Annotated in this window: 17 protein-coding genes and 4 tRNA genes; 11 read left to right on the top strand and 10 right to left on the bottom strand. The window is 71.4% G+C overall.

What is annotated here, in order from left to right:
• Positions 1–53: 53 nt before the first annotated feature.
• From ACZ5TL_RS00195 to ACZ5TL_RS00180, 4 genes are all read right to left on the bottom strand, one after another.
• Positions 54–127: transfer RNA gene (locus ACZ5TL_RS00195), tRNA-Phe, on the bottom strand.
• A gap of 24 nt (positions 128–151) precedes the next feature.
• A tRNA-Asp gene (locus ACZ5TL_RS00190) sits at positions 152–226 on the bottom strand.
• A 35-nt stretch (positions 227–261) separates the two neighbouring features.
• Positions 262–334, bottom strand: a tRNA-Glu gene (locus ACZ5TL_RS00185).
• A gap of 80 nt (positions 335–414) precedes the next feature.
• The gene (locus tag ACZ5TL_RS00180; RefSeq protein WP_468586079.1) at positions 415–2,037 is read right to left on the bottom strand and encodes a metallophosphoesterase family protein; all 1,623 of its coding nucleotides are present in this window, start codon (positions 2,035–2,037) and stop codon (positions 415–417) included.
• A gap of 83 nt (positions 2,038–2,120) precedes the next feature.
• Between ACZ5TL_RS00180 and ACZ5TL_RS00175 the strand changes: the two genes are divergently transcribed.
• The 4 genes from ACZ5TL_RS00175 (at position 2,121) to ACZ5TL_RS00160 (ending at position 5,802) form a co-directional block, all read left to right on the top strand.
• Complete coding sequence (locus ACZ5TL_RS00175; protein WP_468586077.1) at positions 2,121–2,471, top strand: metallopeptidase family protein; 351 nt, start codon at positions 2,121–2,123, stop codon at positions 2,469–2,471.
• 87 nt (positions 2,472–2,558) lie between these two features.
• Positions 2,559–3,137, top strand: coding sequence for a hypothetical protein (locus ACZ5TL_RS00170; RefSeq protein ID WP_468586075.1), 579 nt, complete (start codon positions 2,559–2,561; stop codon positions 3,135–3,137).
• 340 nt (positions 3,138–3,477) lie between these two features.
• On the top strand, positions 3,478–5,577 hold the full coding sequence (locus tag ACZ5TL_RS00165) for a DEAD/DEAH box helicase (protein ID WP_468586073.1): 2,100 nt from the start codon (positions 3,478–3,480) through the stop codon (positions 5,575–5,577).
• Positions 5,578–5,729: 152 nt separating this feature from the next.
• Positions 5,730–5,802 (top strand) — tRNA-Lys (locus tag ACZ5TL_RS00160).
• 170 nt (positions 5,803–5,972) lie between these two features.
• On the opposite strand, the gene ACZ5TL_RS00155 is transcribed toward ACZ5TL_RS00160, so the two are convergent.
• The 3 genes from ACZ5TL_RS00155 to ACZ5TL_RS00145 all read right to left on the bottom strand — a co-directional run bounded on the left by ACZ5TL_RS00155 (position 5,973) and on the right by ACZ5TL_RS00145 (position 7,100).
• Positions 5,973–6,101 (bottom strand): hypothetical protein, encoded by a 129-nt coding sequence (locus ACZ5TL_RS00155; RefSeq protein WP_468586071.1) that lies wholly within the window; start codon positions 6,099–6,101, stop codon positions 5,973–5,975.
• A 22-nt stretch (positions 6,102–6,123) separates the two neighbouring features.
• Positions 6,124–6,414: a glycine-rich domain-containing protein gene (locus ACZ5TL_RS00150; RefSeq protein ID WP_468586070.1), complete on the bottom strand. Its 291-nt coding sequence runs from the start codon at positions 6,412–6,414 to the stop codon at positions 6,124–6,126.
• Between the two features lie 491 nt (positions 6,415–6,905).
• Positions 6,906–7,100 (bottom strand): hypothetical protein, encoded by a 195-nt coding sequence (locus ACZ5TL_RS00145; protein WP_468586068.1) that lies wholly within the window; start codon positions 7,098–7,100, stop codon positions 6,906–6,908.
• A gap of 342 nt (positions 7,101–7,442) precedes the next feature.
• Between ACZ5TL_RS00145 and ACZ5TL_RS00140 the strand changes: the two genes are divergently transcribed.
• The gene (locus tag ACZ5TL_RS00140; RefSeq protein ID WP_468587040.1) at positions 7,443–8,018 is read left to right on the top strand and encodes an XRE family transcriptional regulator; all 576 of its coding nucleotides are present in this window, start codon (positions 7,443–7,445) and stop codon (positions 8,016–8,018) included.
• Positions 8,019–8,092: 74 nt separating this feature from the next.
• On the opposite strand, the gene ACZ5TL_RS00135 is transcribed toward ACZ5TL_RS00140, so the two are convergent.
• Positions 8,093–8,371 (bottom strand): hypothetical protein, encoded by a 279-nt coding sequence (locus ACZ5TL_RS00135; protein ID WP_468586066.1) that lies wholly within the window; start codon positions 8,369–8,371, stop codon positions 8,093–8,095.
• Between the two features lie 29 nt (positions 8,372–8,400).
• Between ACZ5TL_RS00135 and ACZ5TL_RS00130 the strand changes: the two genes are divergently transcribed.
• Complete coding sequence (locus tag ACZ5TL_RS00130) at positions 8,401–8,781, top strand: hypothetical protein (protein WP_468586064.1); 381 nt, start codon at positions 8,401–8,403, stop codon at positions 8,779–8,781.
• A 143-nt stretch (positions 8,782–8,924) separates the two neighbouring features.
• Here ACZ5TL_RS00130 and ACZ5TL_RS00125 read toward each other — a convergent pair whose 3' ends face one another.
• Both ACZ5TL_RS00125 and ACZ5TL_RS00120 read right to left on the bottom strand, forming a co-directional pair.
• Positions 8,925–9,785 carry an RNA polymerase sigma factor SigF gene (locus ACZ5TL_RS00125; RefSeq protein ID WP_468586062.1) on the bottom strand — a complete coding sequence of 287 codons (861 nt, stop codon included), beginning with the start codon at positions 9,783–9,785 and terminating at the stop codon, positions 8,925–8,927.
• A 333-nt stretch (positions 9,786–10,118) separates the two neighbouring features.
• A complete protein-coding gene (locus tag ACZ5TL_RS00120) occupies positions 10,119–10,613 on the bottom strand; it encodes a MarR family transcriptional regulator (protein WP_468586060.1) in 495 nt (164 codons plus the stop codon).
• Between the two features lie 156 nt (positions 10,614–10,769).
• On the opposite strand from ACZ5TL_RS00120, the gene ACZ5TL_RS00115 reads away from it, so the two are divergent.
• The 5 genes from ACZ5TL_RS00115 to ACZ5TL_RS00095 all read left to right on the top strand — a co-directional run bounded on the left by ACZ5TL_RS00115 (position 10,770) and on the right by ACZ5TL_RS00095 (position 14,911).
• Positions 10,770–11,960 (top strand): PP2C family protein-serine/threonine phosphatase, encoded by a 1,191-nt coding sequence (locus ACZ5TL_RS00115; protein ID WP_468586058.1) that lies wholly within the window; start codon positions 10,770–10,772, stop codon positions 11,958–11,960.
• Positions 11,961–12,061: 101 nt separating this feature from the next.
• Entirely contained in the window at positions 12,062–12,979 is a 918-nt protein-coding gene (locus tag ACZ5TL_RS00110; protein WP_468586056.1) for an STAS domain-containing protein, read from the top strand.
• Positions 12,980–13,017: 38 nt separating this feature from the next.
• Complete coding sequence (locus ACZ5TL_RS00105; RefSeq protein ID WP_468587038.1) at positions 13,018–13,404, top strand: STAS domain-containing protein; 387 nt, start codon at positions 13,018–13,020, stop codon at positions 13,402–13,404.
• Positions 13,404–13,847, top strand: a complete 444-nt coding sequence (locus ACZ5TL_RS00100) for an anti-sigma regulatory factor (protein WP_468586054.1) — start codon at positions 13,404–13,406, stop codon at positions 13,845–13,847. Before ACZ5TL_RS00105 ends, ACZ5TL_RS00100 begins: the two co-directional genes overlap by 1 nt.
• Positions 13,847–14,911, top strand: coding sequence for a SpoIIE family protein phosphatase (locus tag ACZ5TL_RS00095; RefSeq protein ID WP_468586052.1), 1,065 nt, complete (start codon positions 13,847–13,849; stop codon positions 14,909–14,911). The genes ACZ5TL_RS00100 and ACZ5TL_RS00095 overlap by 1 nt, the downstream gene beginning before the upstream one ends.
• Positions 14,912–14,924: the final 13 nt, after the last annotated feature.

Here is a 14,924-nt window from a genome sequence, read left to right as displayed (position 1 = left end):
GGGGAGGGAGACAAGGCGAAACCCCCGTCGAGGCTCGACGGGGGTTTCTGTTGTGGCTGGGGCCGGGGTCGAACCGGCGACCTTCCGCTTTTCAGGCGGACGCTCGTACCAACTGAGCTACCCAGCCACGAGGTTTCACGTGAAACCTCAGCGGTCCTGACGGGATTTGAACCCGCGGCCTCCACCTTGACAGGGTGGCGAGCACTCCAAACTGCTCCACAGGACCAAGCTTCGTACGACAGTGTCGCACAGGGTGGTGCGTGCCCCCAACGGGATTCGAACCCGTGCTACCGCCTTGAAAGGGCGGCGTCCTAGGCCGCTAGACGATGAGGGCTATCGGCCCGCCTGGGCGCTTCTCAGCGCGTCGGGGACGTGAGAAGCATATGGGATGGCGGGAGGGATCGCCAAAACGGTTTAGGGGGACGCGGACGGAGTGCCTTCCGACGGGGTGCCGGGGGAGGCGCTGGGGGAGGTACCGGGGGTCGTGCTGGGGGACGTTCCGGGGGACGGGGTCGCGCCCGGCTGGTTCTCCTTCGGGAGGTGGCGGCTGACCTCGGCTGTCGTGAGGCCGAGGCCGCCCAGTTCGATCTCGTCCCAGGCCTGGAGATGGCGGGTGTCCCGGTCGAAGTAGAGGATCGACGCCTCGATGGGGTCCGGGTGTTTGCCCTCGATGGCGCGCAGGCCGCTGCCGCCCGTGGAGCCTTCGATGCGGAGCCGGGTGCCGTACTTCAGGACTTCCATCTCGTCGTGGTGGACGTGGCCGGCCAGCACCAGGGGCACCTCGCCGTCGACCTCGCGGGCCGCCGCCGGCTGGTGGGCGATGGCGATGTCCACCGGGGTGCCGGCCCTGCGCTGGTCGCGCAGGGCCGTGGCCAGGCGGGCGCCGGCCAGTTCCTGGGACTGCTCGGCGCCGGACTGCTTGGAGCGGTCCGGGGTGAACTGCGGGTCGCCGATGCCGGCGAAGCGGAGGCCGTTGACAGTCTTCGCCCGGCCGTCGTCCAGGACGTGGACGTTCTTCAGGCCCTTCAGGTAGCGCTGGGTGATCATCGAGTCGTGGTTGCCGCGGACCCAGACGTAGGGGGCCCCGAGGTCCTCGATGGGGTCCAGGAAGCCGTTCTCGGCGGCCGTGCCGTGGTCCATCGTGTCGCCCGAGTCGACGATCACATCGACCTTGTACTGCTCCACGAGCGAGGCGATGATCTTCCAGCTCGCCGGGTTGAGGTGGATGTCGGAGACGTGCAGGACCCGGATGGTGGAGGGGTCGGGGGCGTAGGCGGGGAGGGTCGAGGTGGCGTCGTAGAGCTTGGTCACGTTGGTGACGAGGCGGGCCAGTTCCTTCTGGTAGACGTCGAATTCCGTGACGATGCTGCGCGCGTTGCCGACCAGGGAGGGGGCGGAGATGAGCAGGCCGGAGAACCTGGGTTCCAGGACCGAGTCGGGGCGCCAGGTGGCGTACGCCGTGCCGCCCGAGGCGGCGAGCAGGGTGAGGGCGAGGCCGCCGGCGGCCAGGGCGCGGCGGGGGCGGCGGTAGACCGCGAGGCCGAGGGCGGTGGCGCCCGCGACGACGGCGACACCGGAGCGCACGGCCAGGTCGAGGGTGCCGCGGCCGACGTCCGCGGTGACCTCCTCCTGGAGGCCGGAGAGGCGCTCGGGGTGGTCGACCAGGGCCTGGGAGCGGACCGGGTCGAGCTGGTCGACGTTCACGTCCAGGCGGACCGGGGCGATGTGGCTGTCCATCTGCAGGTCGCCCAGGGGCGAGACGTTGATCTTCGTGCCGCCGGTGAAGGACGGGCGGAGCGTCATGGTGGTGTTCATGGGGCCCACCGGGACCCGTACGTTGCCCACGACCAGCAGGCCGAGCCAGGCGCCGACGAGGACGACGGCCACGAGTCCCACCGCCCGGGTCCATGGGTGCGGTTGCGGTACGAGTTCGATGGTGGTGGGTGCCTGGCGGGAGCGGTAGTGGCGGGCCAGGGCTCGCGGGGCGGATCGGATCGGGTTCAGGACACTCCGGACAGAGGCGGGGACGCGGACCATTGGTCCCGTATGCCCAAGCCGGGGGCCGGATATGCGGCGCCGGAAGGCTCTCGTACTGAGGAGTCGTGGCTGACAATGGGCCTGTGCTGGAGATGACACGCGAGGAGTTCGAGGAACTGGTGGCCGAGGCGCTCGACCGGATCCCGCCGGAGCTGACGCGACTGATGGACAACGTCGCGGTGTTCGTCGAGGACGAACCGCCGGCGGACGATCCCGAGCTGCTCGGGCTGTACGAGGGGACTCCGCTGACCGAGCGGGGTGAGTGGTACGCCGGTGTCCTGCCGGACCGGATCACGATCTACCGGAACCCGACGCTGCGGATGTGCGAGTCGCGGGAGGACGTCGTCGCCGAGGCGGAGATCACCGTGGTGCATGAGATCGCACACCATTTCGGCATCGACGACGAGCGCCTTCACGCCCTGGGTTACGGCTGAGCGGGTTGTGAATACGGGGCGCGTGTCCTCTTGTGGGCGGCGGGAGTTGGAGGTGTTGACTCCATCACCCCTCCCGGAGGTGGCCCCGTGCGCCCCTTGTACGTACCCGTCCGTCTGGCCGCCACGGCCGTGGCCGTCGCCGCTGCCGCCGGCTGTATGAGTGTCGGGGACGACGACGCGGGCGGGAGCGTCAAGCCGTCGCACTCCGCCGGGCAGCGGGCCGGTGAGGCGCCGGACGGCGGTTCGGCGGGGACGGGCGGCGGTTCGGGGCTCGGTACGGCGTCGGCCGACGGTGAGCGGGGGCGCGGCAAGGGCAAGAAGGGCGGCAAGGGCAACAAGGGCGACAAGGGCGGCAAGGGCGGCAAGGACGACGAGGGCGAGGACGGCGGGCCAGGGGAGTCGGCGTCGCCCGAGCCGTCGCCGGCCGCCGACGCCGGCGTGTCGGCACCGGTGCGGGACAAGCCGGGGAATCCGGCCCGGCCCACGCCGAAGCCGCCGGCTCCGCCCGCTCCCACCCGGACGGCGGAGCCGGAGCCCACGCCGACGCCGCCCGAGCCGACGGAGTCCCCGGAGCCGACGGCGGAGCCGTCGTCGTCGGCGCACGAGCCGCCGGGGACGCAGTTGGAGCAGCGGGAGCCGGCGCCGGAGGCCGGGGTACCGGCGTAGCCAGGTGGACGGGACCTGGCAGGTGGCCGGGGGTGGTGCGGGTGGCGCGGAGCCGCCGCGCGGTGTTGCCGTGGCGAGCGCCGTGGGAGCGGGAACAAAACGTGGCCGGTGTGCCTTGTAGGGGGTGCCGTACCAGTCCGGTTTGCCTTACGGGGGCCGGGGTGCGTATGGTGGTAGATCGTTTGATCCCATCTTGCCCGGCGCCACCGCAGAGCGCGCCGTGTGGCGCGTACTCTCCCTTGCCGTGGTGGACCGCATTGAGGCGGTCGTATTGCGAATCGCGAATCACGGAGTTGACGGGCGCGTGCCGACTTGAGACTCCGGAAGGTTTCCCATTCGCATGTCCATCGCCAGTACTGATCACGTCGTCCTGCCCGAGAACGAGGCAGTCGAGGACGCCCCCGAGGTCACCTTCGCGGACCTCGGCCTGCCCGAGGGCGTCGTGCGCAAGCTCGCGCAGAACGGCGTGACCACCCCCTTCCCGATCCAGGCCGCGACCATTCCGGACGCCCTGCTCGGCAAGGACATCCTCGGCCGGGGCCGCACCGGCTCCGGCAAGACCCTGTCGTTCGGTCTGCCCGCCCTGGCCACGCTGGCCGGCGGCCGGACCGAGAAGCACAAGCCGCGTGCCGTCATCCTGACCCCCACGCGTGAGCTCGCCATGCAGGTCGCCGACGCGCTGCAGCCCTACGGCGACGTCCTCGGCCTGAAGATGAAGGTCGTCTGCGGCGGTACGTCGATGGGCAACCAGATCTACGCCCTGGAGCGTGGCGTCGACGTCCTGGTCGCCACCCCGGGCCGGCTGCGCGACATCATCAACCGCGGCGCCTGCTCGCTGGAGAACGTGCGGATCGCCGTTCTCGACGAGGCCGACCAGATGTCCGACCTGGGCTTCCTGCCCGAGGTCACCGAGCTGCTCGACCAGGTCCCGGCGGGCGGCCAGCGCATGCTCTTCTCGGCCACGATGGAGAACGAGATCTCCACGCTGGTCAAGCGCTACCTGACCGACCCGGTCACGCACGAGGTCGACAGCGCCCAGGGCAACGTCACGACCATGTCGCACCACATCCTCATCGTGAAGCCCAAGGACAAGGCGCCGGTCACCGCCGCGATCGCCTCCCGCAAGGGCCGCACGATCATCTTCGTCCGCACCCAGCTGGGCGCCGACCGTATCGCCGAGCAGCTGTGCGACTCCGGTGTGAAGGCCGACGCGCTGCACGGCGGTATGACACAGGGCGCGCGTACCCGCGTGCTGGAGGACTTCAAGAAGGGGTACGTCAACGCCCTCGTCGCGACCGACGTCGCCGCCCGCGGCATCCACGTCGACGGCATCGACCTCGTGCTGAACGTGGACCCGGCCGGCGACCACAAGGACTACCTGCACCGGGCGGGCCGTACGGCGCGTGCGGGCCGCACGGGCACGGTCGTGTCCCTGTCCCTGCCGCACCAGCGGCGTCAGATCTTCCGGCTGATGGAGGACGCGGGCGTCGACGCCACGCGTCACATCATCCAGGGTGCCGGCGCCTTCGACCCGGAGGTCGCCGAGATCACCGGTGCCCGGTCGATGACCGAGGTGCAGGCCGAGTCCGTGGGCAACGCGGCGCAGCAGGCCGAGCGTGAGGTCGCCCAGCTCACCAAGGAGCTGGAGCGGGCGCAGCGGCGGGCGAACGAGCTGCGTGAGGAGTCCGACCGGCTGCTCGCGCGGGTCGCCCGTGAGCGGGGCGAGGAGCCTGCGGCCGTGGTGGCCGGCGAGGCCGGGGACGTCGTGGCCGCCGTCGAGGTGTCGGTGCCCGAGCAGCCGACCGCGAAGGACGTCGAGCGCGAGGAGCGCCCCGAGTCCTCTGCTCCGTACGAGCGCCGGGAGCGGCGCGACGATCGCGGCGGCTTCCGTCGTGACGACCGTGGTGACCGGGGCGGTGACCGTGGTGGTCGTTCCTTCGAGCGTCGTGACGACCGTGGCGGGCGTTCGTTCGAGCGTCGTGACGACCGTGGCGGGTTCAACCGGGACCGTGACCGCGACCGGGACCGTGGCGGCCGTTCCTTCGACCGTGACCGCGGCGGTTTCCGCCGGGACGACCGGGCGGACCGGGGCGACCGGGGTGAGCGCGGCGGCTTCCGTCGTGACGACCGTGGCGGCCGTTCCTTCGAGCGCCGTGACGACCGTCCCTTCGAGCGTCGTGACGACCGTGGCGGCCGTTCGTTCGAGCGTCGTGACGACCGCGGCGGGGTCAACCGCGACCGTGACCGCGGCGGTTTCCGCCGGGACGAGCGCGGCGGGCACCGTGGCAGTGACCGTCCCTTCAACCGGGACCGCCGGGACGACCGTCCGGGCTTCCGCTCCGGCGGCCACGACCGTCCCCACGGCCGTCGTGACGACCACCGCGGCGGCGGCTCCTTCCAGCGCCGCGAGGACAAGCCGCGCTGGAAGCGCAACGGCTGACACACACGCGTGACGAGCGCCGTGACCCCCCTCGGGTGGGCCGCGGCGCTCCGCCGTTCCGGCCCTGTTCGCCCCTCCGGCACGGCCGGGATCCGATACCCGATCGGAGACTCGGCGTCGTCCGGCTATGCTCGTGGGGGCAACATCGCCTTGGGCCCTTAGCTCAATTGGCAGAGCAGTGGACTTTTAATCCATTGGTTGTGGGTTCGAGTCCCACAGGGCCTACAGAAGAGCCCCAGTCCAGAGTGCATTTGGACTGGGGCTCACGGCTTTTTTGGACCTCAGAGATCGTTAGCTCGCCCGATGCTCGCCCGAAGTGCAGACGATCAAGACGTGAAGCGGGCCCGGCGGCGTCGAGGGGACGCTGGCCGGGGCCGCAGTTTGAGCTGGGCGGGTCAGGGCTTGGGCGGGGTCACGAATCCCCGGACAGGCCGCTGCTCCTTCGGGTCACGCGATGCGGGCTGCTGCGCGCCCTTCCACGCCGCCACCATCTCCGCGTAGCGCGGGTCGATCCATTCGGACACGGTGCCTCCCTTCACGGGCAGGCTATGCCACCCCGGGCTTCTTCGGCTTCGGTGTGACGACGATCGTGCAGTCCGGGGCGTGCTGGCACTTGGCCGCCACCGACGTCAGCGTCTCGTCGGACGGCGGCCCCCACAGCTCCGCATCCGCCTCCCATCCCAGCTCCGCGATCTTCTCGCGGGTCCGGTCCAGGATCGGCGGATCGTAGTTGGTGGGGTCGTAGCCCGGGAAGTGGTGCACGAAGCTGCCCAGGGACTCGCACAGCTCGGCGTACATCGCGGTGTGCAGGATGAGGGCGTGCCAGCCCTCGTCCACGATGCGCGACGGAGCGAGCCCGACGCCGGGGTCCTTCGCGCAGGCGCCACGAACTTGAGGCCCTCGTCGACGATGCGGCCGGCCAGCATCTCGTCCATGTCCGGGTTGGCGTCCATGAGGGTGCCGCGGGCACTGGCGAACTGCTCGTCGGTGATGAGCATGCGCGCGAGGGCGGGCACGGCCGGGTTCTCGGGCGGGTCCATGGGGCCCGGAGGTATGGTCACGGGATCTCCTTCGCTGGTTGTGGTTGGGGATGGCCCCGCCCGGGCCGGGGTTCTTCGCGGGATTCACCGGCCGGGCGGGGAGTTTGAGGGTTACGGGCGCGGCCCCTGCCTGATGAGCCGGTAGAGGGTCAGCCCGACTTCGCAGCGGCTCGCGTTGTCCGTGCACTGCTCGCACATCGGGGCGTGCTCGAAGAGGCCGCGGTGTGCCCATGCGGCTGCGCAGCGCTGGCAGGCGCGGGGGAACCAGCTGCCTGCCGGTGACTTCTGCTAGCCGAGGTCGATGGCCGTCTCGGCGTTCAGGGGACCGTCCTCGCACCAGACGCAGCGGGCGCCGCGTAGTTGGGCCTCGGTCGCGTCCGCGGCGGCCGGCAGTAGAAGGGCGGCTACCACGTCGGCGGGCACTTCGAGTAGGGCTCCGGGGGTTCCTGACGGCTGGAGTGCTGCGGCGGTACGGTGCGTCACGTCGACTCCTTGCAGTCGGCCAGCCCCGGGGCCGTTCGCGCGGTCGCCGGGGCGCTTCGTCCGATCGTGGCTGCCCGTGAGGGACGTATCCCCTTTTGTGCGGAGACAGTTGAGACGTTCAGCGCTACGGTCTGAGAAGGCCCAAAGGTCCGCGTCAGGGGGGTTGACTTGAACGTCAGACTTCGTTCCGCAATGGATGACGCTGGTTTGAGCACCCGGCAGCTGGCCAACCGGGTAGGGGTGTCGCTGAAGCAGGTGGAACGATGGCTGGCGGACGATGAGCTGACGCCTCATGCCAGGAACCGAGGGGACGCCGCCCGCGCGCTGGGAGTGGACGAGGAAATGATCTGGCCGCAGAAGGTGAAGGACAGGATCAAGACCGGCACAGACCGTGAGATCGTCCATAGCTATCCGTACCGTTCTGCGGCGCCATCATCGCTATGGGTTGATCTCGTGGAGGACGCCAAGCAGGAGATCTGCCTCGCGGGGTATACGAACTACTTCTTCTTCACCAGCGTTCCAGCGTTCACCGAGACGCTTCGACGCAAGATCGACTCAGGGTGCCGGGTCCGCTTCCTCCTTGGGAATCCCGAGGGGGAGGTGACGCGACAGCGCGAGACCATCGAGGACACGGCCCTGACAGTCTCAACGCGCATCAGGATCACGTTGGAGCACCTGGATCGCCTCGGTTCTCTGAACGGCCTTGAGACGCGTTTCAGTGCGGCGGAGGACGCCGTGAACCATGTGTCCCTGTCGGTCTTCCGGTTCGACGACGACGCCCTTGTGACTCCTCATCTCGCGCGGCTGGTCGGCCACGACTCGCCACTTCTGCACCTTCGCCGGCAGGGGGACGGTGGCATGTTCGACCGCTTCCGAGATCATGCGGAGGAGTTGTGGGACAGGGCCGTTCTCATGTGAGGCTCCAGCCAGATCCCGGGCATGACGAAATGCTCCCTGCACGGTCGTGGTGACCGTGCAGGGGGCGTCGTGTATCAGCGAGCGAAGAGGGCGAGTGCGCCCGTGGCCGCGCCCGCGACGCCGGCGAGGACGCCGATCGTGGGCATGGGCCAGCGGGCGCGTTCCAACGTGGCAACGCGGAGCTCGAGGTCCCCGTGCACCGCTCCCCGTACGGCCTCTCCACCGCCCTCGACGGCGCCGACTCCGCTCTCGTGCGCCCCTGCCTCACCGCCCACGACCGAGCCGTCCTCCGGGAACAGCGTCGCCTCGCCCTCGTCCTCGCCGCCGGCTTCGGGATCGACCTCGACCGGCACCTGGTCGGCGCGCGGAAGGTGGCTGCCTGATGGAACACAGCACCCGGCCCGGGACGACCTCCGTCTCTCCCCGTCTGCTGCCCTGGCCGTCCTCCGACGGCAAGCCCTGCTACCTGGTGACGGATGACAACGGTGGCGGATACCTCTCCCGCCTCGCCGACGGCCTGGAGGCCACCCAGCTCGCCACGGCCGCCGACGTGCTCGACCTCGCCCGCCCGCTGCTGGACGACCCCACCTCGCCGTACGCCGAGGTCCGCTACGCCGGCCCCCGGCTCGCCGAGTGCCTGACCGACGCCCTGCGCGTCGCGGAGTCCAGGGGTCTGCGCCTGCCCGCACCGGACACCGAGGACGCCGAGGACGCCCACGGCGTCGAAGTGGCCGGAGTGACCGCACGCAACGTGCCGGGGTGACCAGCGGCCACCCCGGCTCCCGTTCCGGCCAGTACCGCGCCGACCGGCCGGAACGGGCCACGAACAGCTCGCCCTCAGCCCGTGTGCACGGCTATCGCCGTAGGGCATAGCCGTGCACAGGAGCAGATACCCGTGGGGCGGCGTCAGCCGGTCTCCAGCATCCCCGACCGCAGCCGGGCCACCGTGCGGGAGATCAGCCGGGAGACGTGCATCTGGGAGATGCCGAGGCGGCTGCCGATCTCCGCCTGGGTGAGTTCCTCCACGAAGCGCAGGTGGAGGATCAGGCGCTGGCGTTCGTCGAGTTCGGCGACGAGGGGGGCCAGGGCGTGGAAGTCCTCGACGAGTTCGAGGGCCGGGTCCTCCTCGCCGATGAACGCCGACAGCTTCGTGTCGCTCTCCTCCTGGTCGCCGGTGATCGTGGCATCGAGTGAGGAGGACGAGTAGCCGTTCGCCGCGATCTGCGCCTCGAGGACCTCCTCCTCGGACAGGTTCATCAGCGCCGCGAGTTCGGCCACTCCGGGCGCGCGGCCGAGACGGGAGGCCAGTTCCTCGGTGGCCTTGGCGAGTTCGGTGCGCGCTTCCTGCAGGCGGCGCGGCACGTGCACGGCCCAGGACGTGTCACGGAAGAACCGCTTGATCTCGCCGATGATGTACGGCACCGCGAAGCTGGTGAACTGCACCTCGCGGGAGACCTCGAACCGGTCGATGGCCTTGATCAGGCCGATGACGCCGACCTGGACGACGTCCTCCATGGACTGGCCGCTCGTCCGGAACCGGCGGGCCGCGTACCGCACCAGCGACATGTTCATCTCGATGAGCGTGTTGCGCGCGTACTGGTGTTCGGGGGTGCCCTCCTCCAGTACGGAGAGCCGGTCGAGGAACTGTCCGGTGAGCTCGCGCGCGTCCTGCGGGGCGAGCTTCTGCGGTTCGGCGATCTGCGGCAGATCCTCACCGGTGTCGGTGGCGGAATCCGTCGTCGTGCTGATGCGCGTGGTCGCCGTCACGGGCCCTCCCTCGTAGTTCCGGCCCGCTCCCGTCCCCCGACAGGCCACCTCAAGCGCCGCTACCCCCGCTCGTCCCGCTCATGCCCCGCCTGCGTCCCGGCGAGACGTAGACCACAGTCGATGCAGGTCGGGGCGGTGACGGGGTATCCGGACGTGTGCTGTGACCGGAAGGGCGGAAAGGGCGGGACGGTGTGGGGCGCAGGAAAAGGCCGGGGGGCTGGTGGAGCGGACAGTTGTCGTTTGACAACTATAGGTGTGAGAGAACAACCTAGCCATGCCGAACGTGCTCGGGGGAGAAACCGCACAGACCGACCCCGCGCCGCGGCGGGCAGTTCAGGCAGTCCGGGGTTCGGACGAGCGGGAGTCGTCGGAGTCGTCGTGTATCTGGGCCGCCGCCACGTCGCAGAACGCCTCCAGCCCCTGCAGCAGCGCGACCCGCTTGGCCGCGGGCATCTGGTCGAGCACCGCGCGCAGCGCCTGCTCCCGGCGTACGCGCAGATCGGCCAGGAAGGCGCGGCCCCGGCCGCTGAGCCGCAGACGCACCTCGCGCCGGTCCACCTCGCTCACCACCCGCTCGACGAACCCGGCCGCCTGCAGCCGGTCGCACAGCCGGCTGGTCGAGGGCGGCGTGGAGGCCAGGGAGTCGGCGAGCGTGCGCAGGTTGATGCCCTCGTGGTGCTCCAGGATGAGCAGCACCCGCAGCTGGGACGCCGAGGCCGGCGCGGTCGAGGCCCGTCCCCACAGCACCTCCAGCAACTCCGCGGCCGTGGAGGTCACACGGGCGACCTCTGCTGGCTCGGGGCGGGGTCGGAGGGAAGTCACAGTCACACTCTCGCAGGCGCCGGGACGGTCAGCGTACTAGGCGTGCCGGAGCCGCCCGCGTCCGCTTCCGGGCCCGTGCTCGAAGAACCCGTCGACGTCCGGTTCAGGAGACCCGTCGACGTCCGACCAAGGATTGGTGTTCTGACCATCGTGACCTCGATCGTGAACAGATTCGTGGCCGCCGAGCGCGCCCTGCGCACGGCGGCGCCCCATCAACTGCTGGACGCGGTCCGTCGTGTACTGACCGATCAGTACGCGGCGGACTCCGTCGAGCTTTTCCTGGCCGACTACGGACTGTCGGTGCTGCAGCCGGTGTCCGAGCTGCCGCACACCGCGAAGCCGGTGTCCGTGCACAACAGCCCGGCGGGCCGGGCCTTCGGCGCGCAGGAGCCGTACGTGGAGGCCCTTCCGGGTGACCTCGTCCGCGCGCACCTGCCCGTCACCGTGCGCGGCGACCGCCTCGGCGTGCTGACGGTGACCCTGCCGGGCGGCGGGCCCTTTGACGGCTCGCTGGCCGAACTGGCCGAGATCGCCGAGGTGCTGGGGCACGAGGTGGTCGTGGCCGAGCGGGACACCGACGTGTACCTCCAGGCACGCCGGCGGGACCGGCTCACGCTGGCCGCAGAGATGCAGTGGCAGCTGCTGCCGGGCCGCTCCTGCGCCCGCCGCGAGTACGAGCTGGGCGCGCAGCTGGAACCGGCGTACGCGATCTTCGGGGACAACTTCGACTGGTCCGCCTCGGCCGACCGGCTCAGTCTCTACGTCACCAACGGCATGGGCGAGGGCATAGAGGCCTCCCTGCTGACGAACCTGGCGATCAACGCCCTGCGCAACGCGCGCCGGGCCGGCCTGGCCATCGACGACCAGGCGGCTCTGGCCGACCAGGCGGTGTACGCCCACTACCGGGGCCGCTGCTACCTCTCCGTGCTGATGCTCGACATCGAGCTGGCCACCGGGCGGGCCCGGGCGGTCGACGCCGGGTCCCCGCAACTGCTGCGGCTGCGCCGGGGAGTCGTGGAGCGGGTCGCCTTCGACGCGCAGCTGCCACTCGGCATGTTCGAGGAGACGGACTACGTGGTCCAGGAGTTCCGGGCCGAGCCCGGCGATCGGCTGGTCTTCGTCAGCGACGGGGTCTACGACGTCGCCTCCCCGGGCGGGGAGGCCTACGGCGACACCGCCCTGGCCCGGGCGATCCAGTCGACCCGGCTGCTCCCGGCCGCCGAGGTGCCCCGGGCCATCCTGCGCGAACTGAAGGGCCACCGCGGCCGGCCCGTCGCGGACGACGACGCCCTCGTGGTGTGCCTGGACTGGCGTGGGGGAGTGGGGGAAGACGCAGGTCGAGGGCACCGGTAGAGGTTGTTTGGTGGTGCCGTCGGTCGGCACTAATGTTTGTCATACGGCAAGTAAGGGCTGAGGCGCGGTGGCGACCTCGGTCCGGCCCGTGCAAGGGAGCGATGCAAGTGTCGGTGTCGGAAGAGAACGCTGAACAGGAGCCGGTCGCGCACCAGGTGAGCGCCTTCCTCGAGCGGCGCCGGGAGCAGATCGCCCAACGCTGGGCGGACGCCGCGCTGTTCCGCACGGTCTTCACCGTGTCACGGGACGAGGCGGTGGAGGCGGGCAGGGCCGTGACCGCGGCACTGGCGGCGGTGGCCGCCTCCGGGCGGCTGGACGACATCCGGGCGCCCGGATTCGAGGCGGTGCGCGACCAGTTGGGGCGGATGGCCGCCTCCCGTGCCCGCACGGGCCTTGACCCGGACGGGATCGCCGCCGAGGTGGCAGCCCTGCGCGAGCCGGTGACCGAGGTGCTGCGCGCCGAGTACCCGGAGCCGTACGCCCCCGAGGCGCAGGAGTGCCTGGTGGCGCTGACCGTGCTCATGGGCACGCTGCGCCTGGTCGTGCTGGAGACGACGGTCAGCGCGGGCGAGGAGGTGATCGCCCGGCAGCGCGAGCAGCTGCACGAGGTGGCCACCCCGGTGATCAAGCTCTGGGACAGCACGGTCGCCGTGCCGCTGATCGGCACCCTGGACAGCGCCCGCAGCCAGGTGGTCATGGAGAGCCTGCTGGACGCGATCGTCGCCGAGCGCGCCCGGTACGCCATCCTCGACATCACCGGCGTGCCCACGGTCGACTCGCTGGTCGCGCAGCACCTGATGAAGACGGTGGCCGCGGCCCGGCTGATGGGCGCCGAGTGCATCGTCTCCGGCATCCGGCCCGCGATCGCGCAGACCATCGTCCACCTGGGCATCGACCTGGGCACGGTGCTCACGCGCTCGAGCCTGGCCGACGCGCTGGCCTACGCGCTCAGCCGGCAGGGCGTCGAGATCGCGCCGCTGCGCACGGCCGAACCGGCGGCGGACGCGGGCGCGCGGTGACCGGCTCCGCGGGGAACGGGACCCCGCCCGTCGCGGCCCTGGCCGGACACGGCTTCGCGGTGCCGGTCCTGCAGTTGGGCGACGTGCTGCTGGTCACCCTCCAGGGGGAGCTGCACGACGGGATGGCCGAGCAGCTCCAGCAGGACGTCACGGCCCGGATCGCGGCCTCCCGGGTGACCGGGGTCGTGATCGACATCTCCGGTGTGGAGATCGTCGACTCCTTCCTGGGGCGGGTCCTCGCCGAGATCGCCGCCGGAGCGAAACTGCTGGCGGCGCGCACGGTGCTGGCCGGGATGCGTCCGGCCGTGGCGATCACCCTGGTCGAGCTGGGGCTCACCCTGCCCGGACTGCGGACGGCCCTGGACGTCGAACGCGCGATGGAGCTGCTCGCCGCGGACCCGCGCGTGGGTGAGGGGGGTCCTTGATGCAGGCTTCCCGCCACGCCGCCCCGGCCCGCCTGCCGATCGGCTCGGACGCCGATCTGGCCTGGGTGCGCCAGCAGGTCCGGCAGGCCGCCGCCGAGCTCGGATTCGGGCTGGTGCAGCAGACCAAACTGGTCACCGCCGCGAGCGAACTGGCCCGCAACACCCTCGTCCACGGCGGGGGCGGCCATGTGGAGATCACCCCGCTGCGCACCGCCCAGGCGCAGGGGCTCCGGCTGGCGTTCGTCGACGCCGGGCCCGGCATCCGCGACCTGGACCAGGCCATGACCGACGGCTACACCAGCGGCGGCGGGCTCGGCCTCGGCATGAGCGGCGCCAAGCGGCTGGTCCACGACTTCGAGGTGGACAGCCGGCCCGGTGAGGGGACCACCGTCACCGTCACCGCCTGGGCCACCGCCGTACCGCCCGCCCGGCCGGTGCCGTGATGAGCAGGGTCTGGGACGTGCCGGTGGACGACTCCACCCGGGTGCGGGACGTCAGGGTCGCGGCCGAGGAGGCCAGCGCCTGCGCAGGCCTGCCCGCGAACCGCACTGCGACCGCCGCGCTCGTGGCGACGGAACTGGCGACCAACCTGCTGCGGCACGCGGAGGGCGGTCGGGTGCTCATCAACCTCGTCGAGCGTGCCTGCGACGAGCCGCGCCGGACGTCCGTGCAGCTCGTCTCGCTCGACCACGGGCCGGGCATCCCGGACGTCGCGGCGGCGATGCGCGACGGCTATTCCACGACCGTCGCGGCCTCGCTCGGCGCCGGGCTCGGCACCTGCCGGCGCATAGCTAACGACTTCGACCTGCACAGCGCCCCCGGCCGGGGCACCGTCGCGATGGCCCGGATCGACCACGAGCCCGCCGTCCGCCACCAGGAGCCGCCCCCGCCGGGGCTGCGCGCCGGTGGTGTCAACGTCCCCCTCGGCCGGGCCGAGCATTCCGGGGACGCCTGGGGCCGGGTACGCGGGGCCGACTGCATGACCCTGCTGCTCGCCGACGGGCTCGGGCACGGAGCGAAGGCCGCCGAGGCCTCCACCGCGGCGGTGACCGAACTGCGCGGCATGCCCGGCCTGCCGCCCGCCGAGATCCTGCGGCGCCTGGGCCGGGCCCTGCGTCCCACCCGGGGCGCGGCGGTCGCCGTGGCCCAACTCGACCTCTCCTCCGGGCAGTTGCACTTCGCAGGGATCGGCAACGTCGGCGCCCGCCTGCGCACCGAGGGCAGGTGGAAGCCGCTGCTGTCCCAGCCCGGCATCGTGGGCGCGCAGGCCCCGGCCAACGTGCCCGTAGGGCGCGAGCCGTGGCGGGACGACAGTCTCCTGGTCCTCCACAGCGACGGCCTGCCCAGCCGCTGGACGACGCCCGACGACGTGATCCTCGCCATCGACCCGGCGGTGGCGGCCGCGGTGGTGCTCCGCGACTCGGGCAGCGCGGCGCTGCCGGTGCGGGACGACACGTGTGTGGCGGTGCTGAGCGGCGGCGGACGGCCGCATGGCTCGGGGGCGTGACCGGGGGCGGCGG

This window comes from Streptomyces sp. NPDC033136, assembly GCF_055578235.1.
The sequence above is the reverse complement of the archived record's forward strand: the minus strand, read 5'-3'. Positions and strand labels throughout refer to the sequence as shown.